The 23,403-nt window shown below is 74.8% G+C and carries 19 protein-coding genes; 9 read left to right on the top strand and 10 right to left on the bottom strand.

The features are described from left to right. The first annotated feature begins 106 nt into the window (after positions 1-106). The 7 genes from grpE to ACFYZF_RS24595 are packed head-to-tail and all read left to right on the top strand — an operon-like array spanning position 107 to position 10,490. The gene (gene grpE / locus ACFYZF_RS24625) at positions 107-766 is read left to right on the top strand and encodes a nucleotide exchange factor GrpE (protein WP_387024516.1); all 660 of its coding nucleotides are present in this window, start codon (positions 107-109) and stop codon (positions 764-766) included. Between the two features lie 38 nt (positions 767-804). After that, entirely contained in the window at positions 805-2,475 is a 1,671-nt protein-coding gene (locus ACFYZF_RS24620; protein WP_387024514.1) for an Hsp70 family protein, read from the top strand. A 4-nt stretch (positions 2,476-2,479) separates the two neighbouring features. Then, the gene (locus ACFYZF_RS24615) at positions 2,480-5,137 is read left to right on the top strand and encodes a hypothetical protein (RefSeq protein WP_387024513.1); all 2,658 of its coding nucleotides are present in this window, start codon (positions 2,480-2,482) and stop codon (positions 5,135-5,137) included. A 1-nt stretch (position 5,138) separates the two neighbouring features. Continuing rightward, entirely contained in the window at positions 5,139-6,332 is a 1,194-nt protein-coding gene (locus ACFYZF_RS24610; protein WP_387024511.1) for a hypothetical protein, read from the top strand. Further along, positions 6,329-8,734, top strand: coding sequence for a GTPase-associated protein 1-related protein (locus ACFYZF_RS24605; protein WP_387024509.1), 2,406 nt, complete (start codon positions 6,329-6,331; stop codon positions 8,732-8,734). The genes ACFYZF_RS24610 and ACFYZF_RS24605 overlap by 4 nt, the downstream gene beginning before the upstream one ends. Positions 8,735-8,737: 3 nt before the next feature. Continuing rightward, the gene (locus ACFYZF_RS24600) at positions 8,738-10,291 is read left to right on the top strand and encodes a hypothetical protein (RefSeq protein ID WP_387024507.1); all 1,554 of its coding nucleotides are present in this window, start codon (positions 8,738-8,740) and stop codon (positions 10,289-10,291) included. Further along, positions 10,284-10,490 carry a hypothetical protein gene (locus tag ACFYZF_RS24595; protein WP_387024505.1) on the top strand — a complete coding sequence of 69 codons (207 nt, stop codon included), beginning with the start codon at positions 10,284-10,286 and terminating at the stop codon, positions 10,488-10,490. Before ACFYZF_RS24600 ends, ACFYZF_RS24595 begins: the two co-directional genes overlap by 8 nt. Before the next feature lie 95 nt (positions 10,491-10,585). On the opposite strand, the gene ACFYZF_RS24590 is transcribed toward ACFYZF_RS24595, so the two are convergent. From ACFYZF_RS24590 to ACFYZF_RS24560, 7 genes are all read right to left on the bottom strand, one after another. Next, positions 10,586-12,460 carry an AAA family ATPase gene (locus ACFYZF_RS24590; RefSeq protein ID WP_387024503.1) on the bottom strand — a complete coding sequence of 625 codons (1,875 nt, stop codon included), beginning with the start codon at positions 12,458-12,460 and terminating at the stop codon, positions 10,586-10,588. Beyond that, positions 12,457-13,680: a hypothetical protein gene (locus ACFYZF_RS24585; protein ID WP_387024502.1), complete on the bottom strand. Its 1,224-nt coding sequence runs from the start codon at positions 13,678-13,680 to the stop codon at positions 12,457-12,459. The genes ACFYZF_RS24590 and ACFYZF_RS24585 overlap by 4 nt, the downstream gene beginning before the upstream one ends. Next, a complete protein-coding gene (locus ACFYZF_RS24580; RefSeq protein ID WP_387024500.1) occupies positions 13,680-14,357 on the bottom strand; it encodes a 4Fe-4S single cluster domain-containing protein in 678 nt (225 codons plus the stop codon). The genes ACFYZF_RS24585 and ACFYZF_RS24580 overlap by 1 nt, the downstream gene beginning before the upstream one ends. Beyond that, positions 14,354-15,400 (bottom strand): hypothetical protein, encoded by a 1,047-nt coding sequence (locus ACFYZF_RS24575; RefSeq protein WP_387024498.1) that lies wholly within the window; start codon positions 15,398-15,400, stop codon positions 14,354-14,356. The genes ACFYZF_RS24580 and ACFYZF_RS24575 overlap by 4 nt, the downstream gene beginning before the upstream one ends. Continuing rightward, positions 15,397-16,176: a protein phosphatase 2C domain-containing protein gene (locus ACFYZF_RS24570; protein WP_387024496.1), complete on the bottom strand. Its 780-nt coding sequence runs from the start codon at positions 16,174-16,176 to the stop codon at positions 15,397-15,399. Before ACFYZF_RS24570 ends, ACFYZF_RS24575 begins: the two co-directional genes overlap by 4 nt. After that, a complete protein-coding gene (locus ACFYZF_RS24565) occupies positions 16,173-16,928 on the bottom strand; it encodes a hypothetical protein (protein WP_387024494.1) in 756 nt (251 codons plus the stop codon). Before ACFYZF_RS24565 ends, ACFYZF_RS24570 begins: the two co-directional genes overlap by 4 nt. 169 nt (positions 16,929-17,097) lie before the next feature. Continuing rightward, positions 17,098-17,916: a hypothetical protein gene (locus tag ACFYZF_RS24560; RefSeq protein WP_387024492.1), complete on the bottom strand. Its 819-nt coding sequence runs from the start codon at positions 17,914-17,916 to the stop codon at positions 17,098-17,100. Positions 17,917-18,528: 612 nt separating this feature from the next. Here ACFYZF_RS24560 and ACFYZF_RS24555 point away from each other — a divergent pair. Next, entirely contained in the window at positions 18,529-19,623 is a 1,095-nt protein-coding gene (locus ACFYZF_RS24555; protein WP_387024490.1) for a hypothetical protein, read from the top strand. Here ACFYZF_RS24555 and ACFYZF_RS24550 read toward each other — a convergent pair. Continuing rightward, positions 19,543-19,812 carry a hypothetical protein gene (locus ACFYZF_RS24550; RefSeq protein WP_387024488.1) on the bottom strand — a complete coding sequence of 90 codons (270 nt, stop codon included), beginning with the start codon at positions 19,810-19,812 and terminating at the stop codon, positions 19,543-19,545. The two genes, ACFYZF_RS24555 and ACFYZF_RS24550, sit on opposite strands and share 81 nt — an antisense overlap. 387 nt (positions 19,813-20,199) lie before the next feature. Here ACFYZF_RS24550 and ACFYZF_RS24545 point away from each other — a divergent pair, with 387 nt between their 5' ends. After that, the gene (locus tag ACFYZF_RS24545; RefSeq protein WP_387024486.1) at positions 20,200-20,898 is read left to right on the top strand and encodes a Crp/Fnr family transcriptional regulator; all 699 of its coding nucleotides are present in this window, start codon (positions 20,200-20,202) and stop codon (positions 20,896-20,898) included. A gap of 78 nt (positions 20,899-20,976) precedes the next feature. Here the strand turns inward: ACFYZF_RS24545 and ACFYZF_RS24540 are convergent, their stop codons facing one another. Next, positions 20,977-22,560 (bottom strand): mucoidy inhibitor MuiA family protein, encoded by a 1,584-nt coding sequence (locus ACFYZF_RS24540; protein ID WP_387024635.1) that lies wholly within the window; start codon positions 22,558-22,560, stop codon positions 20,977-20,979. 135 nt (positions 22,561-22,695) lie between these two features. Next, on the bottom strand, positions 22,696-23,229 hold the full coding sequence (locus tag ACFYZF_RS24535; RefSeq protein WP_387024484.1) for a GNAT family N-acetyltransferase: 534 nt from the start codon (positions 23,227-23,229) through the stop codon (positions 22,696-22,698). Positions 23,230-23,403 lie beyond the last annotated feature (174 nt).

Below are 23,403 nucleotides of genomic sequence, written 5' to 3'. Positions count from 1 at the left end.
CGACTGTGCCTGACGGACGGGACCGCCCGACGCCGACGACACGGTCCGTCAGACATGACCGAGACGCCCGCCGCGGCAGCGGAAGGGCCCAGGGAGGGAGCACGGGGTGCACGAGGAACCGCAGGGTCCGGCCGAGGAGGAACCCGCCGTCGGGACGGGTCCGCAGGCGGTCGCCCCGGAACCCGCCACGGGCCCGGACCGGCTCGACGAGCTGGCGCAGCGGCTGGGCGACGAACTGGCCGGGCTCCGGGCCGAGGTCGCCCGCGAACACCACCGCGCGGCGGCCCGCGAGCAGGTCATCGACCGGCTGCACGACGAGAACCAGCGGCTGCGCGCCGGCGAGCGGCTGCTCCTGCTCCGCCCGCTGCTGACCGACCTCCAGCGGCTGCGCCACGACCTGCTGCGCACCGCCACGGGACTGCCCGCCGGGTTCGACACCGCCGCCGCGGCGGACCTGCTGCGCAGCTATGCCGCCAGCATCGAGCTGACCCTCGAACGGGGCGGTGTCACCGTGCTGGTCCCCCAGGCCGGTGCCGCGTTCGACCCGTCGACGCAGCGGGCCACCGGGGCGGTGCCGGCCGTCGACCCCGGCCAGGAGGGAACCGTCGCCGAGGTCGTCCTGGACGGCTACCACGACGTCGAGGCCGGGCGCACGGTCGTGCCCGCCGCGGTCAGGGTCCACCGCTGGCTCCCCGACCCGGATCCCGCCCCGGCCGGCACCGGGCCGGAGCCCGCGAGCAGCACCCAGCCCACGCCCAACCCGTGACAGCCCAGCGAGACAGCGGAACAGCGGACAGGAGCACCATGTCGGACGAGAACCTGACCTTCTTCGGCATCGACCTGGGTACGACGTACTCGGTCGTGTCGTACATCGACGAGACCGGTCGGCCCGCCGTCGTCCGCAACGTCATCACGAACGACGAGACCACCCCGTCGGTCGTCTACTTCGAGGAGGGCACCGGCGAGGTGGTGGTGGGCGAGGCCGCCAAGCGCGTGTCCCGGCTCTACCCCTCCCGGGTGGTCGAACGGGTCAAGCGGAGCATGGGCAGGGAGGCGCAGTGGGAGTTCGACGACACCACGTACACCCCTGAGTCGATCTCCGCGCTGATCCTCAAGCAACTGGCCCAGGACGCCGAGTACTACACGAAGCGCCCGGTGCACCAGGTGGTGATCACGGTGCCGGCGTACTTCGGCCTGCTGGAGCGGGACGCCACCCGCAACGCCGGCAGGATCGCCGGACTGGACGTCGTCGAGGTCGTGCCCGAGCCGGTCGCCGCCGCCCTGCAGTACGACCTCGGCGGTGCGACCACCCGGACGGTGCTGGTGTACGACCTGGGCGGCGGCACCTTCGACACCACGGTCATCCGGATCGACGCGGACGCCGTCGAGGTGCTCTGCACCGACGGCGACCAGCAGCTCGGCGGCGCCGACTGGGACGCGCGCCTGGTCCAGTACCTGGTCGACGAGTTCGTGGGCGACGCCGGGCCGGCCGACGACCCGACCCTGGACGAGGAGTTCATGCAGGATCTCGCGCTGACCGCGGAGGAGGTCAAGCAGCAGTTGTCGACCGTCACGTCGCGCCGGGTGCCGATGCGTTACGCGGGCGTGTCCACGTCGGTGGAGGTCACCCGGGAGACGTTCGAGGAGATCACCCGGGACCTGCTCGACCGGACCGTCGAGTACACCGAGCGCACCCTGCACACCCTGGGCGACAAGCTGGGGACCGCCGATCCGGCGGCGGCCGTCGACGAGGTGCTGCTGGTCGGTGGCTCCAGCAAGATGCCGGCGGTGGCCCGGCGGCTGGCCGAGAGGTGGGGCTGGACGCCACGCCTGCACGACCCCGACCTGGCGGTGGCCAAGGGCGCGGCCCGCTTCGCGCTCAGCCGGGCGCTGTGGGCGTGGGACGGGCAGGGCGCGGCGCCGACCGCCGAGGAGAAGCAGCAGCGGGCGTCGGCGCTGGCGCTGGCGCTCGGGGTGGACGAGGAGTCGCTGACCGCCAGCGCCAACAGGCGGATCGTCACCGTCCTGCCGAAGTCGTTCGGCGTGAAGCTGCAGGACACCTCGGCGCCCGACTGGCGGTCACAGCCGGAACAGATGTACGTCGAGCACCTGGTCCACGCGAACGAGGCGCTGCCCATCGAGGGCCGCGAGCTGGACGCCCACACCATCGAGGACGGCCAGACCGCCGTGCGGATCGAGATCTACGAGCAGGCCGGCGCCGCCGAGAGCCCCGACCTGGCGGCGAACAAGCCGGTGGACCGGGGCGCGGGGGTCATCGGCGGCCTGCCGCCGCTGCCGAGGCACTCGCCCGTCGCCATCAGCATGGGCGTGAGCGTGGGGGGAGAGCTGAGACTGCACGCGGTCGAGCCGAGCTCCGGGCAGGAACTCACCATCGAGGTCCAGGTCAGTGTGCTCAGCGAGGACGAGGTGCACCAGGCCCGGGAGGTCGTCGCGGCGCTCACGGTACGGGGCTGAACTGATGGCGTTCGACCAGCGCGCGTACCTGCGGGACGTGATCATGCCGCTGCGGGACCAGCCCGGCGGGCTGTCGCCCACGGACCTGGCCCGGCACTACGCGGTCACCCCGGACATGTCCCAGGACCAGCTCCGGAAGCACCTGACGGCGATCCGGCGGCTGTGGAACCAGCGTTCGGACGGCGTCGACGCGGGGGCCCGGGTCTGCGCGCAGCTGTTCAGCCGGGACGAGCAACTGCGCGCAGAGCACGGCGCGGACATGTTCGAGCCACGGTGGTGGCGGGAGCGGGCCGAGGAGCACGACCGCGGGTCCCGCGCCGAGTCCGAGCGCTTCGCCCGGGACCTCGCCCGGGCGTACGGCGCGCTGGGCCGGATCACCCGGGGCCAGCTCAAGGAGATCGCCGGGCACTGGCCGGGTCTGGACACGGGCCAGATCGACGAGGCGGTACGGCGCGCCGGCCTGGCGGTGGTGGATCCGGTCGAGCTGCCCACCAGCTCCGGCATGGACCGCACGGCGTACCGCGCGCTGGTCCGGCTCCAGGACCTGCTCGGCGTGCCCACCGTCGTCCAGGTGGTGCACCCCGACGGCGCGCCGTTCCGGCTGCTCGGCCCGGAGGCGGTGGCGCTCGACGCGGCCACGGTGCGCGCCCGCGCGCAGGAGGCGAACCGGTTGGCCGACGCCACCGCGGTCCGGACCCGCAAGGAGGCCCTGGGTCTGCTGGAGCGGGCCGTGAGCAACGGCGTGGACCTGCGGGCGCTCGCGGTGTTCCAGGTCGTCGAGCGGCTCCGGGCCGGGCGGGCCAGGGGAATCGCGGACGGCATGCTGGTGCCGATCGCCACCGACGCCGGACTGGCGCAGGGCGACGCCCAGTCGGTGGTCGCCAGCCTGCCGATCGACGCGGACCCCGAGGCCGGCCCGGCGGACAGGATCCGTGACCTGGTCGCCGACGGGCAGCTCCTCGCGGCCCGGCAGGCCCTGGCGGTGCTGCCGGCCGACGACCCGCGCCACGACGAATTGCGTAGTCAGGTGGACGCCCTGTTGGGCGAGGTCGAGTCGCTGCGGCGGGCGGCCGACGAGGCGGCCCGGACGGAGCGCGAGGAGGAGGCGGCCCGGCTGCTGCGCTCGGCGCTGCGCATCGCCGGTGACGACGACGGTCTCGCCGACCGGCTGGGCGCGCTCGCGCCGCCGCCCCCGCGCGACCTGTCGGCCCGGGCGGTGGACACCGGTGTCCGCCTGACCTGGACGGCACCGCCCGCCCCGGCGGCGGAGGTGCGTTACCGGGTGGTCCGCGCCGACCGGCCGCCCCGCTCGTCGACGGACGGCGAGACGGTGGTGGAGGGCTCCCTGACGGAGGCGACGGACGGGGCCCCGCCGCCCGCCCGGACCCTGCACTACGGCGTCTTCGCGAGCGTCGGCGGGGACTGGTCACGACCGGCGACGGTGCGGATCATGGTGGTGCCGCCCGTGGCGGCCGTGCGGGTGTGGGTGCGCCCCGACGAGGTCTCCTGTGCCTGGCGGGCGCACCCGGCCGCGGAGGGCGTGCGGGTCCGGCGCACCCTCGGCCGGCCGCCGACGTACCCGCAGGACGGGGAGCCGGTGACCGCGGGCCACACCGGGCTCTCGGACGACACCGGCGACGGCAGGACCGACCGGTACTACGGCATCGTCACGGTCTACCGCGACGAACACGGCGAGGAGGTCGCCTCGCCGCTCGTGGTGGCCCACGCGGCGCTGCGCGACACGGCCCCGCCCCACGTGGAACGGGTGCGGGCCCACGTCACCGCCGTCGACGCGCAGACCGCGACAGCCCACCTCGCCTGGCTCACCCCCACCGGTGGCACGGTGTCGGTCCGCCGGTCCGAGGTGGCCCCGCCGTGGGCGGCGGGAGCGCGGATCCGCCGCGACGAGATGGAGGAGTACGGCGAGGCGCTGGTCAGCGACCGGCTGGAACAGGGGGCGGAGACCCTGCTGGAGGTGACCGTCCCGAGCGGGCGGTTCGTGTACGTGCCGTTCACCGTCGACGCGGCGACCGGCACCGCCGTGGTGGGCGAGCCGGTCCTGCTCGGGGTGACCGAACCGGTCGGGCAGCTCGTCGCCCGCCGCACCGGGGACGAGGTCACCGTCGCCTGGGTATGGCCGCCCTCGGTGCACCTGGCGGAGGTCACGTTCACGCCGCCGCACGGCCCGCCGGTGGTCCGGCGGCTGACCCGTGGCCAGTTCACCGATTCGGGCTGTCGCATCCCGGTCTCCTCCGGCGGCGGCCGGGTCTCCGTCCGGGCGGTCGAGCGCGGCCCGGCCGGGGAGACGTTCTCCGTTCCCGAGTCCGTGCCGGTCGACCGCGTCCCCGTGGCGGTCGGGTACCACCTCCAGCGCGTCGGCGGGCCCTTCAGCCGCAAACGGCTGTTGAGCGTCGACGTCGACCGGCCGTGCGAGGGGGTGGAGCTGCTCCTCGTGGCCGCGCCGGGCCTGGCCATGCCGGTACGGCCGGAGCAGGGCACCGTGCTGGCCCGGGTGACCGGCCTCTCCCTCCGACCGGACGCGCCGTGGCAGCTGCCCTTCACGATGCCCGGCCTGGCCAGGCCGTACTGGCTGCGTTGTTTCGTGATCCAGCCGACCGGGGCCCGGGTCACCGACCCGATCCACGAGATGAAGGTGTCCTGACATGCCCACCCCCTCCTGCCCGTACTGCTACGCCAAGATCGACCTGCGAGCGCCGTGGTTCCGGTGCACGGGGCGCCGGTCACCGGGCAAGGACCCCTGCAAGCCGCAGTGGGACGAGGCCAGGGATCGGGAGATCGGCATCAAGGAGCTGGTGCTGCCGTCGTTTCCGGGAACCCGTCGCACCCTGCGGGCGGTGACCGCCTCGCCGTGTCCGCACTGCGGCGCCGAGTCCGCGGTGAAGGTCTGCCCGACCTGCCACAGCCGGCTGCCGGCGACGTTCGGCGAGGGGCGCAGCCCGCTCATCGCCATGGCGGGCGCGCGGCACACCGGCAAGAGCGTGTACCTCAAGGTGCTGTCGTACCAGTTGCGACACGGCATGGGGCAGCGCTTCGGCGCCGACGTCCGGCTGGTCGGCGACAGCCAGTTCCGGGCCGAGACCGGCGGCGGCAGGGACTTCCTCGACCCGGCCGGCGCGCTCTTCCCCGACGGCGGGCTCTACCAGCGCACCGGCCAGGCGGAGTTCGGCCGGCGCGAGCCGATCGTGTTCGCCTGGCGGCAGAACCGGGGGATCACCGGCCACGAGACCACCTTCCTGTCCTTCTTCGACACCGCCGGGGAGGACCTGATCGACCAGGAGACGGTCGACAACCTGCGCTACCTCGGCGCGGCCGACGCCCTCATCCTGCTGCTCGACCCGTTCATGATCCCGCAGGCGCGGGACCGGATCCGGCTGCCGGCGTCGGCGGTCGACACGCACGCCAGCACCATCGACGTGGTCAGCCGGGTGACCGAGAACCTGCGGATCAGCCACCGGCTCGGTGGCCGCCGGAACATCACGATCCCGGTGGCGGTGGCGTTCGCGAAGATCGACGCGTTCTTCGACGTGCTGGGCCCGGACCATCCGCTGGTCCGCCGTCCGGCGCCCGGTCCCTTCTACGACGAGCAGGCCGGGCGGGTCACCCACGAGCACGTCCGCGCGTTGCTGCACGAATGGGGGGCGGACGACATCGACACCCACCTCACCCTCAACTACCGCCACTTCCGCTACTTCACCGTGTCGGCGCTCGGGGCGGAGCCGGACTACGACGAGAACAAGGTCGACGCGCGTGGGGTCCAGCCGTTCCGGGTGGACGAGCCGCTGCTGTGGCTGCTCAGCGAGTTCAACGTGGTACCGCGCACCAGGGCAGCCCGATGACCGGTCGGTTCGAGACGTTGGTCTACACCGACTGTCGCCCCGGTCAGGGGCTCAAGGGCGGCGCGGGGTTGCAGTTCCAGGCCCGGTCCTCCGACGAGGCCGCCGCCGGGGAGGACCTGGTCAGGAACAACCTGCTCTACGAGCCGCCGTCGTCGTGGATGGCCGACCGGCGGCCCGTCGCGCAGTACCCGCCCTCGTTCGCGCACATCCGGTCCGGCGGCCTGCTGGCCACGGCGTCGGGGGTCTACCTGGGTCGCGAGGCCAACGGCACCCGGGAGGGCAACCAGCTCACCCACGCCGTCGTCACCACCGACCCCGCCAGCTACGACGACCTGCGGCCGGCGCAGCTGTTCCGCGCGGCGTTCTGGTCGGCCGAGCCGGCGCCGACGACCCGCAGCGCACCGGTGGAGCTCACCGGCGGGGTGGGTGCCGCCCTCTCCCCCGCCCACGCGCGGGACTTCGTGCTCGCCCAGCCGGACGGGCCGCTGACGCTGCTCGCCCTGGTCTCCGCCCTCGCCGAGGCCGGGCGGCCCGGCCGGCGGCGGGTGCTCTTCGTCGGCGACGACACGGCGTCGGTCGTGTCGTGGATCGTCGCGGGCACCCTCCTCGTGCCGCGTGAGCGGGCGCTGGAGTTGGGGTTCAAGGTGTTCTCGACCGATCCGGCGCGTTCCGCGTTGCCGATCGTCGCGGTGCTGCCGGAGTTCGCCGGCCCGGCCGCCCGGGTCGACAACGAACTCGGCTACGCGGTGTTCGACCTGTGCCGGCACGCGCACACCCCGGTGGCGCCGACCGCCGCCGCCCGCCGCTGGGTGGACCTGTTCCTCACCGAGGACCCCCGGGACGTGGTGGACGCCCTGCACGTCGCGACCGAGTCCGGGATCACCGTCGCGGGCGGGCAGTCGGACGAGGCCGCCGCCGCGCTCGGACTGGCCGCCATCCTGCACCGCAGACCGGACCCCCGGCACGCCGAGGCCATCGTGGGCTGGTTGCGCACCGGGCCGGCGGGGATGCGCCGCGCGTACGGCATCGACGTGGCCGACCTGTTCGCCGAGACCCCCGAGCGGTGGCCGCAGGAGATGCTGGTGCTGCTCGACGAGGTCGGCTGCGACGGCCTCGTGCCCGGCCGGGCCGCCGAGGTCCGGCTCGCTCTCATGATCAGCGAGGTTGAGGCCGCCCGGACCCGGGGCGTGCTCACGGATCGGCCGCTGCCCGCGCTGCCGGCCGGCGAGTGGAACGCGGACCACGACGAGCATGCTCGGCAGATCCTCACCGAGGCCCTCACCTCAGGGGTGCCGCCGCTGCGGTTCGCCGCCCTGCTGCAGGTGGCCGCCCGGTTCAGCGTCGACGTGCGGTGGAAGGACATCCGGGACGCCGCCGATCCGTTCGTCGGGTACTGGGCGGATCATCCCCGGGAGATCCGTCCTCGCGGCTGGCCGTGCGCCGACGTGCTGTACGACCGGCTAATCGCTGTGCTGGGCGAACGCGCCCTGCTCGGCGAGGCGGTCCAGGCCGAGATCGGCGACACCTGGCGGGAGTCGCTGCTCCCCCACGTCAGCACGTTGCAGCCGCGGCTGGCGGAGGCGGTGCTGGGCGCGACGGTACGACACGGCGAGAACCGTGTCGCCGTCGTCGAGCGCCACCTCCGCGAGGCTCGGCACGAACCCGGGTGGTTCTCCTGGACGGCGGGGGCGTTGTGGAGCCAGGCCCCACCCACGACCGCCGAGCTGGAACTGCTGCGGGACCTCGCGCCGGCGGGCGCCCGGCCGCCCACGCGGGTGTACCGCCGGCTCCTCGCGCAGGTCACCGGCAGTGCGGTGCCGACCCCCCGGCTGCTCGACCTCTGCCGGGCGCTACTCGCCGACGGGTTGATGACGGCCAGCCCGCAGGTACGCGGGGAGCTGGAGGACGACGACGCCCTGACAACCGTCGTCGCCGAGCTGCGCCGGGGCCCGGACGGTGAGCGCACCGCGACGCTGCTGCGGCACCTGCGCGGGTGCTCGCCGCGCCTCGTGGAGATGCGGCAGGCCGACATCGCGTCGGTGCTGGCGCGGGTGGTCGCCTTCCGGGCCCTGGACGCGCTGCTCGACCGGCACCCGGCCCTGCTGTCGCCCCTCGTCTCCCGGCTGGCCGGGGCGCTGCACCACGAGGACGCCGTGGCGCCCGCCGTCCTGTCCTACTACCTGCTCGCGGGCGCGGGCGGGCCAGCGCCCCCGCAGGCGACGCTGCTCGAACAAGCCCTCGGGCACTGGCTGACCCGGGCCCAGGACGAGCAGCTCGAACGCGCCGGCCGGCACTTCGGCCAGCTCGACAGCGCCTGGCGTGACGGCTGGCAGCGACACGTCGAGGCGTACCGCCACCGGCGCCGCCGCTACCGGCTGACCCACCCGTTCGGGCGGCGGTGACCGATGCCGTACATCTGGCTCTTCATCTACGTGGCGGCCTGCGTGGCGTGCCTGGTCTTCGTCTCCGCGCCGCTGGCCATCGTCGGGGTGGGCGCCGGACTGGTCGGCGGCCTGGCCGTCGCGCTCGGGCTGGCCGGCGCCGTCCTGCTCGGCCGGGCGTCCTGGGCCCGGGTGCTCACCCCGGAGCAGGTCCGCCGGGGCGCTCTGCTGGGGCGGGTGGCGCCGGCCTTCGTCCGCCGCGACCGGGCCTGGCCGCAGTACTTCGCCGCCCAGGTGCTGCTCGACGTCCGCGCCGTGGCGGAGCGGGCCCTCGCGATCACCGGCCAGGTCTGGACCCGGCCGCTACCGTGGGCGCGGGCCCACCCGGCCTGGTGGCCGCTGTGCGTACCGGTCGTCGCCGTCCAGCTCGGCGTGTCGCTGGGCGTCACCGCCGGGGTCCTGGGAGTCGCGCTGGTCGCGGCGGGTGTCACGGCGGCGGCCTGGCTGGTCGGCGGGGCCGTGGTCCGGCTGCTGCGCGGGGTGGACGCGGGCTGGCAGGCGGTGCGGCGCTCCCGGGCCAGTTGCCGGCACTGCTACGAGCTGGCGGTCGTGCCCGCGTACCGGTGCCTCGGGCCGCACCCGACGGATGACCGGCTGGCGGGCGACGACCTGCACCGGGACCTGCGGCCCGGCCGGCTCGGCGTGCTGTGGCGGCGCTGCGCCTGCGGCTGGCGGCTGCCGACCACCGTCCTGCGCGCCGCCTCCAGCCGCCGGCTGGAGGCGTACTGCCCGAGCTGCGGGGAGGCCCTGCTGCCGGGCGCCGGGGTGGTCACCGACGTCCGGATGCCCGTGTTCGGTCCCGCGTCGGCCGGCAAGACCCAGCTGATCATGTCGGCGCTGGTGGGGCTGCACCATGGCGGGGAGGATGCCGGCGGCGAGGTGTCCCTCCCCGACGAGCGCGACCGGCAGCGGCACGAGATGTACGCCCGGCTCATGCGGGACGGCGGGTCACCGGCGAAGACGGACGCCGGCGGCCCGCCCGTCGCCGTCACGCTCCGGCTGGCCCTCCGATCGCGGGTCGTGCTGGTGCACCTCTTCGACGCGGCGGGCGAGAACCTCGTCGACCGCGAGCAGAACGCCCGGCTGTCCTACCTCGACCACGCCCGCTCGCTGATCTACGTCCTCGACCCGTTCTCGGTGCGGCGGGTGCGCGACGAGTACGCCGAGGGCGCGCCGGACGTCTTCGCCGCGGCGAACCCGGCGACGCACGACCCCGAGGACGCGTACAACGCCACCGTGCAGCGGTTGCAGGACTACGGGGTCCGCACCCGCAGCCGGCGGCTGGCGTTCGTCGTGTCCAAGGCGGACCTGCTCGGGAAGCTGTCGGCCGGCCCGGGGGGCTCGGACGGGGTGCGGGCGTGGCTGCTGGACACCGGGCTGAGCAACCTTGTCCTGGCGGCCGAGCGCGACTTCGGCGAGGTGCGGTTCTTCCTGGTCTCCGGTCGATGCCCGGGCCGGGAGGGCGGGTTCGGGCCGGCGAGTTGGATCCTGGCGCGGGAATGGGGCGGCCTTGACTGACGGCGGACGACAGCAGCTCCCACCGGCCCATCGTGCCGCGCGGCTGGCGATCCTCGTCGCCCTGGCCGGCGTACTGGTCGCCGCCCTGTTCACGGACGGCCTGACCGACGTCGTCGGCGCGGCCTGGCAGCGCGGCGCGCGCGTCATCGCCCAGCTCTGGGCGCCGCTGCACGACGGCGACGACGGGGCCTGGTCGTAGCCCTCGGGGGCACGGTCGTAGCCCTCAGGCACGCCGTCGCCGGCCGCGCCCACCGGCAGGGATCCGGCTCCCACCGGCAGCCGGCCCCGGTGCGGTCAGGCGTCCCGGATCAGCGTGCCGTGCGCCCCGACCGACAGGTGCAGGGAGACCTGCCCGGGATGGTCGAAGACGTGCCCCACCAGAGGGTCCCGCACCAGGCGGTCCAGGACGTCGCGGATGCTGCGCACCCCGAGCCGCAGCGCCTCCGGCCGACGCATCACCTCCTGCACCCGCAGCACGACGGCCTCTTCGTCGACGGTCAGTCGCACGCCCTGGCGGCCGGCGCTGGCGGTGAGCTGCGCCAGTAGTTTGCGGACGATGCGATCGACGAACTCCGGTCGCAGGATGTCGAAGACGGTGATGCCGCCGCCCAGCCGGCCGAGCAGCTCGGGCCGCCCGAGCCTGGTGGTGAAGTGCTCGCGCACGGCCCGTTCGAAGTGGGTGGTCACCGTGTCGTAGTCGGGCAGTTCACCGCCGTCGAGCCAGCCGTACGTCTCGGCGGCCCCCAGGTTCGACGTGAAGATGATGATCGTCTCGGAGAAGTAGGCGGTGTTGCCCAACGCGTCCGTGAGCCGACCGTCGTCGAGCACCTGGAGGAACTTGTCGAACACCGAGGCGTGCGCCTTCTCGATCTCGTCGAAGAGCAGCACGCTGAACGGGCGCTGGCTCACCCGGTTCGTGAGCTCCCCGCCGCGCTCGTGGCCGACGTACCCGGGTGGCGCTCCGGTCAGCCGCTCCGCGGAGTGCGACTCGGCGAACGTCGACATGTCGAACCGGGCCAGCGCGGTCTCGTCGTCGAAGACGAACTCGCTCAGCGCCCGGGCGAGCTCCGTCTTGCCGACGCCGGTGGGCCCGACGAAGAAGAAGATCCCCTTGGGACGCGACTCGGAGCTGTGCGGGTCGGCCACGAAGTCGATGCCGACGGTGGCGGCCGTCAGCGCCCGGCGGACGCGTTCGACCGCCACGGGCTGGCCGACGACCCGTTCCCCGGCCACGGGGACGAACCGGGTCAGCCGGTCCCGGACCTGCCGCCAGGGGTCCCGACGGGGGCCGAAGAGGGTGCGCTTCATCAGCGTCCGGGGCTCGTCCAGCGGGATGCGCTGGAGCTTGCTCATCCGCCACAGGCCGTCCAGCTCGGTGACCGCCATGCCCTCGCTGAGGTTGGCCAACACCCTCAGATCGTCGGAGGCCCGCCGGGCGTCGGCCGCCTGGTGGAAGTGGCGGGCCTGCTGGTGCAGGTACACGTGCCGCTCGTCGAAGGTCGGCAGCGCCGCCTCGACCACCTGGACGTACGGCCGGTCCCGGTAGAGCCAGGCCGGCAGGGTGCCCAGGTCGTCGGCGACCAGCACGAGCAGGTTGCGCACCGGGCCGGTCTGGGCCGCCTCGGTCATCGCCTTGGCCATGGTGCCCAACAGGCGGCGCTCGGCGTCCCCACCGCGGTCGGGCGGGGCGAGCATCAGATCGACCATGTCGACGATGAACGCCGACGAGGTGGCGCCCTGCCGCAGCACCGTACGGATCGCGGCCAGCGCGTCGTACGGATTGCTCAACGTCGGCGCCGGGGCGTCGCGCAGTGCTGCGGCGAACCGGTTCCGGACCGCGCCGGCCCGGCCGGTCGACGCCGGCGGCTCGGGCTCGGCGGACCGGTCGCCGGCCGTGGCGGTCAGCCGCTGGAACTCCCGCTCGTCGTCCGGGCCCGCGAAGCTCAACCCGTCGATCAGGTCGTAGTAGCCGGTCAGCTGGTAGCCGAAGACCGACAGCAGCCCGGTGACCGCATGGCGCAACGGCTGGAACGACCGGTCCCACCGGACCAGGTCGCGGACATTGCCGTGGATGATCACATGCCGGCCCCGGGCGATCTCCGCGGTGACCCGCTCGAGCCAGGCCGCGGCCGGTCGGGCCGTGGGCCGACCCGGCGAGCCGTCGCTCACTGCCGGCTCCGGTCGTCGTGGCCGGCGCGCTCCTGGGCCTGTCGGGCGGGTGGCCTGGGCCTGCCGGGTTTGCCCTCCCAGTGCAGGCCGTCGGCGGCCACACCCTGCCGGTCGAGCTGGGCGTGGAAGCGTTCGAGCAGTTCCTCGGTCAGGTCGCAGCGGAGAATCTCGCCGTCCGGCGCGGTCTCCACGACCGTGTCGACCCCGTCGCTGCGGTACTCCAGCCGGTTGCCCTGGCCGTCATCGGCGTGCACGGTGAGCTCGATGGCCGACCCGTCGGCGCGCTGGGCGACGAAGACCACCGTCGTGTCCCGCTCCGTCAGGCTGCCCGGCACCACCCGCAGGCCGGCGGCAGGCAGCGCGGCGCTGGCCGCCTCCACGATGACCGCCATCCGCTCCAGCTGGTCGAGGCGGGTGTCGACGTCGGCCGTCACCACCTCGACGCGTCGGCGCAGCCCGGCCACCCGGTGCTCCCAGCGGCTCAGGTTCCCGGCGTCCCGTTCCCCGCGCAGGTCGGCCACCTCGGCGCGCAGCTCGGCCGCCTCGGTCACCGCGACCCCCGCCGCCTCGGCGTCGGTCAGCACGGCGGTCAGCCGGCCGGCGAGCTCGTCGGTCTCCGTGGCCAGCCGCAGCAGCTGGCCCTGCCGGTCGCGGACCGTCTCCAGGTGCGCCCCGACGGCCTCGCCGAGCCGCCGGTGGGTCTCGGCGAATCTCCGGGCGTCCCCGGTGCGGTCCTGCGCCTCGGCCCGCAGCGCCGCGACGGACCGGTGCCCGGCCGGGTCGAGGCGTTCGCCGTCGACCAGCTCGCGCAGCGGTCCGAGGATGAGGTCCAGGGCGCGGCCGTGCTCCCGGCGGGTCAGCTCCCCCGCCACGGCGGCGGTCAACCCGTCCGCGCGGCGTTCCGCACGGCGCAGCTCCGTGCCGGTCCGGGCGAGCCCGGCCTCGTCGGCGGGCCGGGGCAGCGCGGCGAGCCGGGCGATCTCCGCGGTCACCTCGGCGCCCTGGGGCAGCGCCCCGGACGTGTCGGCGAGGTGGCGCAGCCGCGCCGTCAGGGCGTCCCTGCGCGCGGTCGCGGCTGCGATGCCGGCGGCGAGCCGCCGCCGTCGGGCCTCCTCCCGGCGTCGCCGGCGTTCCTCCTCGCGCCGCCGCCGGGCGGCCTCCACCTGGGCGCGGCGCGCGGCGTCGAGCGCGACGGTCGTGTACTTCGGGCTTCCGGACATCATCGGCCTCTCTCGTCGGTCGGCGCGGGATCGCCGGGCGGTGGCGCGGCACCGTCGGGCGACGCGAGCACGACTCCCCGGGCCGCCATGGCGGCCTCGAACCCGGCGCGGAAGTCGGCCACCGGCGGTACCCCGATCCACTCGACGCCGTCGCCGGTCAGGTGCAGCTCGATCCCCGCCGAGACGTCCCGGTCCGGCGGCGCGTGCCGCTCGGTGAGGAGGTGCAGCCGCTGGTTCGCGGAGCCGCGCCACCTGAGGTCGGCGTGCCGGGCCGCCACGTAGGGACCGTCCACGAGGATGTCGAGCTGTCCCAACAGCCGCCGCTGGCCCGGGTCGCCGTGCCGGCGCAGGTGCTCGATCGGGTATCCGCTGAACGACATCACCGACCAGTCGCGGCCGGCCCGGATCCGGTCCACCAGCGCGCTGAGCCCCGCCGCCTGCGCCATCGGCTCACCGCCGGAAAACGTCACACCGGTGATCTCCGGCGGCAGGCCGCCGAGCCAGCCGGCCAGGTCGTCGACGGTGCGGGTGGTCCCGCCGGTGAAGGGCAGGTCCTCGGGCGCGACGCAACCCGCGCACCGCAGCGGGCAGCCCCGGACCCAGACGACCGCGCGCAGACCGGGACCGAGCACGGCGGTCCGGTCGGCGACCCGGCTGATCCCGATCGTCGTCGTCATCGTCCACCTCCGGGGAACGGGTCGGGTGCTCCGGCCCCGACCATCCGGCACCAGGGGCAGCGCCGGGCCTCGCGCGGGTACACGTGGGTCGCCACGGCGGGGCAGGGCGTCAGGCCGTCCCTGGCGTACGCGAGGGCCGCCGCCCAGGACTGCGGGCCGGGGCGGGCGGCGGGCGCGGTGTGCCCGGCGTCGAGGGCGTCGCCGAGCCGGCGGCGCAGCACCGCCGGCAGGGCCTCCGGCGGGACGGCGGCGGCGGGCACCCGGACGTCGGCGCCGAGCAGCCGGCACCGGTGGAGCCGGACGTTGTCGACCTCCTCGACCGGCCCGGCGGCGTCGCGGGGCACGCCCCCGAAGGGGTGGAAGCCGAGGCAGGTGAGCTGAGCCACCAGCACGGCCAGGGCCCAGTGGTCACTGGCCGGTTCCCGCCTGCGCGGCGGCTCGTCCAGGTGCTCGGGCGCCGTGTACTCGGGCCGGGAGAACGGGCACGTCAGGTCCACCCCGGTCGCCGGGTCGCGCAGCTGCCAGCCGTCCGCGTCGATGAGGCAGACGCCCCCGGACGCGGAGACGAAGACATTCGCCGGCGCGAGGTCACCGACCACGTGCCCGCGCTGGTGCACGACGTGGACGACACGGGCCAGCTCCTCCGCCACGGTCAGCCACCAGGACCACGTCGCGCCGGGCAGTATCCGGGCCCGGACGGCCGGGTTGAACAGGGCCGGCAGCGGGGCGAAGCGCGGGTGGGCGAGCCGGGGCGCGGCGTAGCCGAGCAGCCGGCCGTCGTCGCGCCGGTGCACCGCGGCGCTCGGCCAGGCCACCAGCGGCTGCCCGGACCCCCCGACCCATCCGGTCGGGTCGGCGAGCATGACCCGCAGCCGGTCGGCCAGGTGCACCCGGTCCGCGCGGTGCAGCACCTTCACCACCGTGTCCGGCCGGTCCCGCAGCCCGAAGACCCGCCCCTGGGAGCCGGCCGACCCGACCGGGGCGCCCAGGCTGGCGGCGGACCGGTGTCCGTCCGGGGCGGTCAGCCACACGTCGAGGCTCATCGGGGCACCGCCAGCACGAGGGTACGGTCGTCGTCGGTGAGCGCGCCGACCCGCCGGCCGCAGAGCAGCCGGGTCAGCGCCGTCGGGTCCGGGTCGGCCGCCTCGGCCAGCGCGAAGAGCTGCCCGAAGGCGGCGGCGCCCGGCCGGCTGGGCCGCGTCCCGTCGTACTCGACGAGGAGGCTGTCCAGGCCGTCGGTGCACACGGCGAGCCCGGTCAGGTCGGGCAGCCGCGCGACCAGCCGGCGGGTGTCCGCCACGGCCCGCGCCGTCGGCAGCAGCGCCGTCGCGCCGGGTGGCCGACCGGCGGCGTCCGGCGGGGCGGCCAGCAGGGCGAGGTCGCCACCGCCGGTGCGGACCACGACCACACCGTCCCCGACGGCGAGCACGCCGACCCACGGCGGGTGGGCGACCACCACGGTCACCGTCGTGGCGAGGTCCTCGGGGCGGAACCCGCCGGCGGCCCGCGCCAGGGCCCGCGCCGCCCGCCGGAACCGCCGCAAGAGCTGGTCCCGTGCGGCGTCCAGCAGGGCGGACCAGGCGACGGCGGTCCCCGGCGGCCGGTCCCGGACGAGGGCGACGAGCACCTGCGTCGCCAGTGTGACGACCAACGACGCGCCGGCTGCGGCGCAGCGGCGCCCGCCGGCTCCGTCGGCGACGACGAGCAGCAGGACGCCGTCGACCTCCCGCACCGCGTACGCGTCCTGGCCGCTCACCCCGGCGCGGGCGTGCGCCCCGCCCGCGACACTTCCGGCCAGGACCGACCACCGCGCCGTCACCAGGGCTCGTCCCCGTACACCTGGCTGCGCACCTGCTCGAAGTCGACGTGTTCGGACGTGGCCACGAGGATCAGGTCGAGCAGCTTCCTCAGGTCGAGGTCCGCCAGGGGGAAGAAGCCGCTGGGGGTGGCGAGTGCCCGCATCACCTCGTCGTCGACGCCCGGCACGCCGAACGCGAACAGCCGCATCCGTCCGGTCGAGCGCCACTGTTCCAGCCGTCGGGCGAGCGGTTTCCAGTCGTCCGTCGGGTTGCCCTCGGCGTCGGTCGGCGCGCCGTCGCTGACCAGGATCAGCCGCGGGCCGCCGGTCTGCTGGGCGTGGACCGTCTGCACGTGCCGCCGCCGTTGCTCCACGAGTGTCAGTGCCAACTCCACCGCCTCCACCATGGGCGTCGCGCCTCCCGCCACCAGCGGTGCCAGCTCCAGCCGCGACGCGGGTACGAAGGCCCCGCCGTCCTCGGCCGACGGCGTGCCGTCGCCGGACACCACGCTCACCCCGCCCGCGCCGAAGGTGACGACCACGAACTCGACGTCCCGGAGCGGACCCCGGCCCTCGGCGCGCAGTGTCGGCAGCCAACGGGCCAACTCCCGGTTGAGCGCGTCGATGGCCACCACCCCGTTGCTCTGGGTGGCGGCCATCGAGCGTGAGGTGTCGATCAGCAGGGCCACGAACCGGCGTCGGTGCGTGTCGGTGACGAACTCGACCTCGTCCGGCTCGTCCGTGTCGTCCTCGAACAGCGCGAAGGGGTTCACCGGGGGGCCGCCCCCTCGGCCGGCTCGGGCGGCGTCGCCGTGGGCCGCCGGACCACGTCGCGGGTACGGGGCCCGCCTGCCCGCGACCGGGTGGGAAAGCTCTCCACGTACCTATCTGACGGACCGCGCCGCCGTCCCCCCCGCACGTCGTCGCCGCCCGGACGCCGCGTCAGCCGTCCGGGCCGGCGGCGGACCAGGCCACGCCGTACGCGTAGCCCTGTTGCAGGCCGTCGAAGGCGGACGACACCTCGCCGATGCCGTCCGGGCTGAGCCGGTCCCCGCCCGGCGCGCGGTCGTCCACGGAGCGCGGCGGCACGCCGTCCAGACGCCAGACCAGCGCGGGGCCGTCCCCCGGCGGGAACCGCAGCCGTACGGTGCAGCGGGCGCACGGCGCGAGCGGCTGGAAGACGTAGTGCTCCCGGATCGGCTGGCCCGCCGGAACGCGGTAGTGCAGGCACAGCTCGTGCCGCTCCCCGGGTGCCAGGATCCGGGGCAGGGTGAGGACGAGCCGGAAGAACTGCCCGTCGTTGTGCCGGGTCACCTCCCGGATCCGGGCTCCGTAGAGGACGTCGACGACGACGTCGTGCTCCGGGCGGTCGTCGCCCGGTCGCCGGGGCAGGCTGAACTGCACGGTGATCTCCCCGATCGACCGGATCGCCACGACGTCCCGCGTCTCGTAGAGCTCGGGTGACGGCGTGTCGAGCCGCAGCAGCGCGTGCATGCCGTGCAGGTGCCACGACGGACCCGTGTCGGACGGGGCGTCCGCGACGGCGGCGCCGACCAGCCGGGCCACCGCCTCGTCGATCCGACGGCGCGCCGTGCGCTGCTGGCACGACAGCTCGCGCGCGAGCTGGTCCGTCCGCCGGTCCAGCCGCAGGTAGGAGTGCTCGGGATCGAGCGCGTACGCCAGCACGAGGGCGCGACGCAGGTCGGTGGGCAGGTCGGCGGAGAGCGCCAGCAGGGTGGCCCGCACCTTCGCGCGTACCACCGGGTCCGATTCCGCCGGCGAGATGTCGCACAGGGCGGCCAGTCGCGGCCCCAGGCGACGGAGCAGGGGGCTGCTCTGCAGACCTGGTCCCCGACGCAGCTCCAGCAGTTCCTGCCGGAGCCCGTCCTCGTACGAGGGGCGGGGTTCGCTCCCGGGGCGCAGGGTCGTCTCCTCTCTGCGGGTGGTCCGTCAGGACGGTGGGGAGGCTACCGGTCCGCAGCCGGCGGCGCGGCCCGTCCGGCTCCGGCTGTCCACTTCACGACCATTATCTGACCAGCAGATTGGCAATCGTCTGGCCAGTGCCGATCGGGAATTGGCATGAGTATGGGCGCGTCACGTCGTATTCGAGCGAGGAGATCGTGGTGCCACCCGGCGGGCGCCGCAGGCATTTCTCCCCACCGGCCGTTCGATGCCCCGGGCCGCCGTCGGCCTGAGTCCACAGCGGATCGGAAGCGTCGTCCGTGGTTCACGAACCGCCGCTTCGCCGGCCGAGGGACAACGCCCGGCGCGCACATCCGACACATTGTTATCGATCACCGACAAACCTCTTTCCATCTGCGGATTGCAGATGGAAAACCCCCGTAGCCCGGTACCTGTTCCGGGAGGAGCGTCATGACGAACGCGAATGACACGGCCTCGCTGCCGTCCCCGCGCGCCGCCACCGATACCCCGGCGGCGGGCAGGCCGGCCCGCGCGCTACTGCCGTCCCGCCCCCGGTCGGCGGTGAGGGAGCTGTGCGACCTGGCCCGTCGGGGGGACCTGGCGTCCCGCGCGGCCTCCGCGTCACCCGCGGCCCGCGCCCGGCTCGTCAGCGCCGCGTACGACATCGTCTGGCCGATCGTCTTCGCGCGGGTGACCCGGCCGGTGGAACGCCGGCGGGGCCACTGGGCCTGCGCGACCGCGGTCCAGATGCTCGCCGACGACTGCCTCGACCGCCACCACGACGACGTGGAGGCCGTCGTCACCGACCTGATCGCCAACGCGAGGGTGCCGATCATCGACGTGGAGCGCTGGGTGTCGGCCCGGCTCACCGCCGCCACCGTCGACGGTCACCGCCGCCGGCGTGGCCGGCGGGGCGCGCTGCAACGCCCCCGGGTGCCGGGCTGGCTCGCCGCCGAGCTGGGCGAGGACCCCTGGCTGACCGACCTCGCCGTGCAGATCCTCACCTGGGTCGGCGTGGCCACCACCGCCGGCACCCAACTCTGGCCGTTGGACAGTTGGGCGCAGCGGCGGGAGTCGGTGACCGGCGACCTGACGGGCAGCGACGGCCCGACGGTGTCCCGGGAGGTCGACCAGGTGCTGGCCGCCATGCGGAGGCGACCGCGCTGGTACGCCGACTACGTGGAGCGTCCACTCGGCAGCAAGCGCCCCCCGGTCCTCGCCGCACCGGGCGACGGGGTGGCGGACCCCCGCCCGCTGCTGCCCGTCGGCCCGCAGGAGCGCGCCGAGGCCCAACTGGCCGACCTCGCGTCCGCCGCCGTGTCGGCGATCACCCGGGGGCTGCGGTCCGGAGCGGACCCGGTGGCCACGGTGGTGGGGGTCATCGGCACCGTGTTCGGCACGGGCACCGGAAGCGACGAGATCGACCGGACGCCCGACGGCGCACCGCGCCCCGACGAGTGGGTCTCAGCCCTGCTCGACGACGCCGATGCCGTCCGACGCGTCGTCGACGAGGTGCTGCGCGTCATCGGTGAAGCCCCCGAGTAGCCAGAGCGTCCGGGCCCGGTCGCTCACCAGGGCCGCGAGGGCGGTCGGGGGCACCCCCGCCGCCTTCGCGGCGCGCCACGCCTCGGTGAGCTCCCGCTCAAGGAGCCGCCGGAGGCTCTCCCGGCGCCGGGGCGAGAGCTCCCCCGGCACCGGGGCAGGTGCGAGGCCCACCAGATCATCGGGGCTCACCGGCTCACCGCCCGCCGGCCGGTGACCCCTGCCCGCAGCCGCCGCCGGCCGGCGTGCCCCGGTCCGGCCGCTCGGCCGGGCGGTCGGACGGTCTTCGCCACTTCTCCTCCGATCCGTGCCACACCAGCCCGCGTCATCACACGCCCTCATCTGACGGACGGCCGGGCGCACGGGCGCAGACAGCCGGCCCGCCGGTCCTCGGGCGTGTCCCGTGACCGGCGGGCTGACGTGCGACAGGCTGTCAGCGGCAGGACCGCCCTAGGTGTGACTCCACGTCCCCTCCCCTCGACGTGCCGGACTGTCCGATGCAGGTATTGCATCCCTGTCCGGCGAGCGGTATTCCGGGAAAGGACGGGATCTCTCCCGCCATGCCTAGGAGGACATCGCATGTCTGCCGCACCGCCGGACGACGACGCCGCCTGGTCCGCCGGGTCGTTCATGGACCAGGTCGCCTCCACCACGCGCCGGGAACTGCTGGCCCTCGGCGTCACCCGCACGGTGTCCGCCGGCCGACGCCTGCTCACCGAGGGGGCGCGGGACACCCACGTCGAGGTGATCCGGCGCGGCTTCGTCAAGGTCACGGCGGCCGTGGACGGGACGGAGCGGCTGCTGGCGATCCGCCTGCCCGGCGACCTCGTCGGCGAGTTGGCGGCCATCACCGGGCATGGCCGCACGGCGACCGCAACCGCGTGCGGCGACGTGGTGTCCACCGTCATCAGGCAGGCGGACTTCCTCGCCTACCTCGGCTGTCACCCCACGGTGGCCGCCCAGGTCACGGCCACCGTGGGCGAGCGGCTGCGGTGGGCGAACACCCGCCGGGTGGACTTCGCCGCCTACCCGGTGCACGTCAGGCTCGCCCGGGTGCTCGCCGACATCGCAGCGCACTGCGGCCGTGCCGACGACGACGAACTCGTCATCGGGGTCGAGCTGAGCCACACCGAACTCGCGACCCTGGTCGGAGCGGCGACGGACACGACCCAGCGCGCGTTGCGGACCCTGCGGGCGAAGAGACTGATCCGCACCGGGTACCGCCGGATCGCGGTCCTCGACCTCACGGGCCTCCGCGCGCTCGCCGCCCCCCGATGAGCAGCCCTCCCGACGAGCAGCCCCCGACGAGCAGCGCTCCGGCGTGCGGCCGACGTGCAGGGGCCCTTCCCTACCCGGTCACTCCCGCCAGCCGGCCAGTTCGACCCCCTTGGCGAGTTCGACCCGGAAGCCCATGGTGATCTCGCCGCTCTCCCCCGGCGCGAGCCGCAGCCGCCAGGTCAGCTCGCCCAGCTCGGTACGCTCGGCCGGCGGCGGGGCGAGGGTGGGTTCCCGTACGACAACTGCCTCGTCGCGGGACACCGGCAGCTGGTCGCGCACCTCCACGCTCGCCGGCCGGGGCGTGTGGTTGGCCACGCTGATCCGGTACTCCACGTCCCGCCGCCGGGTCGACCCGAGCGTGGCCCGGGTGTCGGCGCGCCGGCCCAGTTTCCGTTCCACCCGCACCCGGTCGTCCACCCCGAGCGCCAGTTCGGTCTCCTCCCCGGGCGCCCACATCGGCAGCCGGGTGGCCGCGACGAAATCGGCGCCGTGGAAGACCGCCGCCGCGCCGGGGAGCAGCGTGTGTGCCGAGGTGTTGCGTACCGTCGCACGCAGGTGCGCCTCGGCCGCGCGGACCGGCACGGTCACATGGTCCAGCCGGGCCGGCAGGTCCAGTACGGCGATGGTGGCCCGGTAGGCGCTGCCGTCCGCCGGCACCGCGACCGGGCGGGCCGGCCGGTAGGTGGCCGCGGTGACCCCCTGCTCGACCGCGGCGACGCTCTCCTGCACCTTGGGGCGCGGCGCGCCGGACCGGGCCGCACCGCCCGTGAAGGCCGGTGCCGCACCCGGCGGCGGCGGTCCCGGCCGCGCGTCGAAGCTGGCCATCGACATGGGCATCTGCGGCGGCACCGGCCGGACCCGGTCGAGATACCAGGGCGACAGTTCGGGTACGCCGGCCGCCGCCGCCGGGCGGGCGGTCGAGAGCTGGAGTACGCACTCCGGCCAGTCCTCGCCGGTGTCCTGGCTGACCAGGCCGAACCAGGTGACGTTCATGGTGTCGTCGACCAGCCGCAGGTCGTAGGAGGGCTGCCAGCGGGCCCCGTCGACCAGGTAGGTCAGCTCCAGGTCCAGCTCGGCGTCGTCGGCGTCCACCGACACGGTCACCTCGGCGGCCAGCCGGTCCGGTTCCCGCTTGCCGTTCGCGGCGTCCAGCTGCCGCCCGACAGCCGCCAGTTCCTCGGTCAGATCGTTACGCTGCCGGGCCAGCCCGCGCCGGCGGCTCTGGGAGTCGGCGAGCTGACCGGCCATCGAGTCGGCGAAGGTGGCCACGTCGGTCGGGCCGGCGTCGCCGGAGGCCAGCGCGCGGGCGTACGTGCTGCCGGCCCGCTCGGCCAGCCGGGCGAGGAACTGCCCCCGCTGCTCCTCGACCTCGTACGTGTCGTTGACCTCGGCCAGTTCGTCGGCCAGCTCCCGGCGCCGCTGCTCCAGTTCGCGGACCTGCCCGTCGGCGCTGCGCGCCTGCCGCCACGTCGTCACGTCCACACCGAGCACGGTGGCGGCGCCCCGGCCACCGACGCGTAGCGAGTCCCGCCGCAGGCCCAGCGGCAACGGTGCGATACGTACCCGGTGCTCACCGGCGGCCAACCGGGTGCTGCCCCGGCGGGTGACCCGGGCCCGGTCCGGATAGACGGTGACGCCGACGATGGGTGCTTCGATCTCCATTGCCTTCACGGCGGCGAGGGTAGTCGGACCGTGCTCGTAACCCCGGCGCCCGGTCACGGGCTGCGAGGTCACCCCGGCCTTCCTCGTGCAGCAGCCGGTTCGGCACTGACAGTTGGTCGGGTACGGCGATTGCGGTCAGTTCGCGTCCCACTCGGTGCCGAGCAGCCCGAGAACGACCTGATCGGCGAAGTCCCCATTCACCCAAGCCGCACGGCGCAGGGTGCCTTCGGGCACGAACCCTACCTGGGTGGCTGCTCGGATCATCGCGGCGTTGTCGGCCAGCGCCTCGACCTGCAACCGATGCAGGCCCCGCACCACGAGGCCGTAGTGGCACAGCACCCGGATGATGTCGGTGCCCAGCCCACGGCCGCGGAAGGCCGGCCGCAGCGAGATCCCGATGTGCGCCATTCTGTTATGCAGGTCGATGCCCCACAACAGCGCCTCGCCCACCAGTTCGTCATCGGCGAGCTGCACCACCGAGAAGCACGCGGCATCGTCGGTGGGGCCGGAGACCGTGTATGGCGACGCGGCGGAGCCGGGTGCGATCGGACGCCATGGACGGGAGTCGGCCTTTGACCGGGTCGCGACGTCGTCGTAGAGCTCAGCCTGCAGGATGGGAACGTCGGTTTCGTGTCGGGCCCGCAGCCCGATCTTGTCGCCACGTAACATGCCGTGTTCCTACCCGACGTGACCTGCCCCTATCAACCTGGTTGTTCGCTGGACACCTCACGAAGGGTGCCGGCTCGGGCCGGACGCCGGGCAGCGGCCATGGTTGCCGCGATGGGTGCGGCGTCGCGAACGACGTTCCGCACCACACCACGGCCACCCAGGCGATCGCGTCGA

The sequence above is a fragment of the Micromonospora sp. NPDC001898 genome (assembly GCF_042891255.1).
Classification (GTDB): Bacteria; Actinomycetota; Actinomycetes; order Mycobacteriales; family Micromonosporaceae; genus Micromonospora.
The sequence above is the reverse complement of the archived record's forward strand: the minus strand, read 5'-3'. Positions and strand labels throughout refer to the sequence as shown.

Excerpts from the sequence above, each read along its gene's own strand:
- ACFYZF_RS24540 (WP_387024635.1), bottom strand. The coding sequence starts at position 22,560 with ATGGAGATCGAAGCACCCATCGTCGGCGTCACCGTCTATCCGGACCGG.
- ACFYZF_RS24580 (WP_387024500.1), bottom strand. The coding sequence starts at position 14,357 with ATGACGACGACGATCGGGATCAGCCGGGTCGCCGACCGGACCGCCGTG.
- ACFYZF_RS24600 (WP_387024507.1), top strand. The coding sequence starts at position 8,738 with ATGCCGTACATCTGGCTCTTCATCTACGTGGCGGCCTGCGTGGCGTGC.
- ACFYZF_RS24615 (WP_387024513.1), top strand. The coding sequence starts at position 2,480 with ATGGCGTTCGACCAGCGCGCGTACCTGCGGGACGTGATCATGCCGCTG.
- ACFYZF_RS24620 (WP_387024514.1), top strand. The coding sequence starts at position 805 with ATGTCGGACGAGAACCTGACCTTCTTCGGCATCGACCTGGGTACGACG.
- ACFYZF_RS24545 (WP_387024486.1), top strand. The coding sequence starts at position 20,200 with ATGTCTGCCGCACCGCCGGACGACGACGCCGCCTGGTCCGCCGGGTCG.
- ACFYZF_RS24585 (WP_387024502.1), bottom strand. The coding sequence starts at position 13,680 with ATGTCCGGAAGCCCGAAGTACACGACCGTCGCGCTCGACGCCGCGCGC.
- ACFYZF_RS24605 (WP_387024509.1), top strand. The coding sequence starts at position 6,329 with ATGACCGGTCGGTTCGAGACGTTGGTCTACACCGACTGTCGCCCCGGT.
- ACFYZF_RS24535 (WP_387024484.1), bottom strand. The coding sequence starts at position 23,229 with ATGTTACGTGGCGACAAGATCGGGCTGCGGGCCCGACACGAAACCGAC.
- ACFYZF_RS24575 (WP_387024498.1), bottom strand. The coding sequence starts at position 15,400 with ATGAGCCTCGACGTGTGGCTGACCGCCCCGGACGGACACCGGTCCGCC.
- ACFYZF_RS24610 (WP_387024511.1), top strand. The coding sequence starts at position 5,139 with ATGCCCACCCCCTCCTGCCCGTACTGCTACGCCAAGATCGACCTGCGA.
- ACFYZF_RS24555 (WP_387024490.1), top strand. The coding sequence starts at position 18,529 with ATGACGAACGCGAATGACACGGCCTCGCTGCCGTCCCCGCGCGCCGCC.